This window comes from Bartonella queenslandensis AUST/NH15 (assembly GCF_000312585.1).
In the GTDB taxonomy this organism is placed as follows: domain Bacteria; phylum Pseudomonadota; class Alphaproteobacteria; order Rhizobiales; family Rhizobiaceae; genus Bartonella; species Bartonella queenslandensis_A.
Genome location: NZ_HE998003.1, coordinates 127,618 through 129,063 on the forward strand (window position 1 = coordinate 127,618; position 1,446 = coordinate 129,063).

The window sequence follows — 1,446 nt, forward strand, 5'->3', positions numbered from 1 at the left end:
CTTTATGAACGCATCTAATTGATTCATTAAAAATGATTAGAATGAGAAATCTATGATGATAAGAGAATAGACTTTCTAAGAAAAAATAATTACGAAATAAATACTGATTTATAAACTCCTAAAATAGCGCAATCTTTTCTCATTTCAAATCTATTCCATGTTCAATCAATCAAAATGATGATATCTCTTGCATGTTACGAGTGGGGAGAAGTGCGTGGAGTGAAACTTATACAAGAAAGGACTAAAAATTTCTTTTATGAGTTTTCTTAAGTGCCAACGACTGTTGCAACATTGAGGGCTAGCAAAATGTATGACGGGGCTGACCTACTTCTTTTATGAGGCGTAAAGAGATGGTGGTGCTCAATAGCTTTAATATTCTATGATTCACGTAATCGTTATAAGCTTATCATTCCTATATTATATATTGGTATTATCTAAAAATAATAGAATTTCATCGCCTTTGTATTTTACAAAAGGGTATTTTTAAGGAAAATATGAGAGAAAAAATCTAATTTAATAGATGTTCTTTTTGAAGCCACTTATGTGTTATTTTGGCATTTTCATCTTGTCCAAGACGGCTGATAAGAAAGGGACTGAGTTTTTTCATTTCTTCTTCTAAAAGATAGGGAGGGTTGATAATAATCATTCCATTTCCATTCATTGTAGGTGGATTTGAATTTTTTCGGATACGCATTTCAAGCTGTAGAATTTTAGGAATTCCTGTTTGATAAAGCGCATGAAGAAAATTTTGAATTTCTTTGTCATATTTAACAGGATACCATAAAGCGTAGATTCCTCCAGAAAAACGGCGGTAGGCTTTCATTAATCCTTCAATAAGGCGGGAAAATTCTCCAGTTTTTTCAAAGGGAGGGTCAACAAGAATAAATCCACGTTTTTCTTTTGGTGGTAAATGAGCATTTAAAGAAAGCCAACCATCCAAATGCAGAACTTTTGTCTGATAATCGCCGGCAAAATTTTTTGCTAAAATATAGTAATCTTCATTGTGCAATTCTATTGCGGTGAGGCGATCTTGTTTCCGTAATAATTGACGAATAAGAGCAGGAGATCCAGGATAAAATACAATTTCTTTTTTCCCTTTATTGAGGGCATCAATGATATCACACCATGGACGAAGGAGTGCTTTTAAATCTTCTGGGATAGGCGTTGAAAAAATTTTTTGCACACCTTCGCGCCACTCTTCTGTTTTATGGGCTTCTAAAGAAGAGAGGTCATAAATACCGATACCAGCGTGCGTATCTATAACGCGAAAAGCTTTTTCTTTGCGTTTGAGATATTCTACAATGCGGGTGACAATAATGTGTTTAAAAACATCAGCAAAATTGCCAGCATGATAAATGTGCCGATAATTCATGGAAGAAACTCTATCATATGGATAACTATAACAGATTATTAGCATAGAATAACTAGAATTGATATCCATAAAAA

Annotated in this window: 1 protein-coding gene; it reads right to left on the minus strand. The window is 33.5% G+C overall.

Going from position 1 to position 1,446, the window contains the following annotated elements:
* Positions 1 to 508: 508 nt before the first annotated feature.
* A complete protein-coding gene (locus tag BN338_RS05710; protein ID WP_039759911.1) occupies positions 509 to 1,372 on the minus strand; it encodes a 23S rRNA (adenine(2030)-N(6))-methyltransferase RlmJ in 864 nt (287 codons plus the stop codon).
* Positions 1,373 to 1,446 lie beyond the last annotated feature (74 nt).

Bases quoted from the DNA above. Each gene is read 5' to 3' on its own strand.
- BN338_RS05710 (WP_039759911.1), bottom strand. From the start codon at position 1,372: ATGAATTATCGGCACATTTATCATGCTGGCAATTTTGCTGATGTTTTT.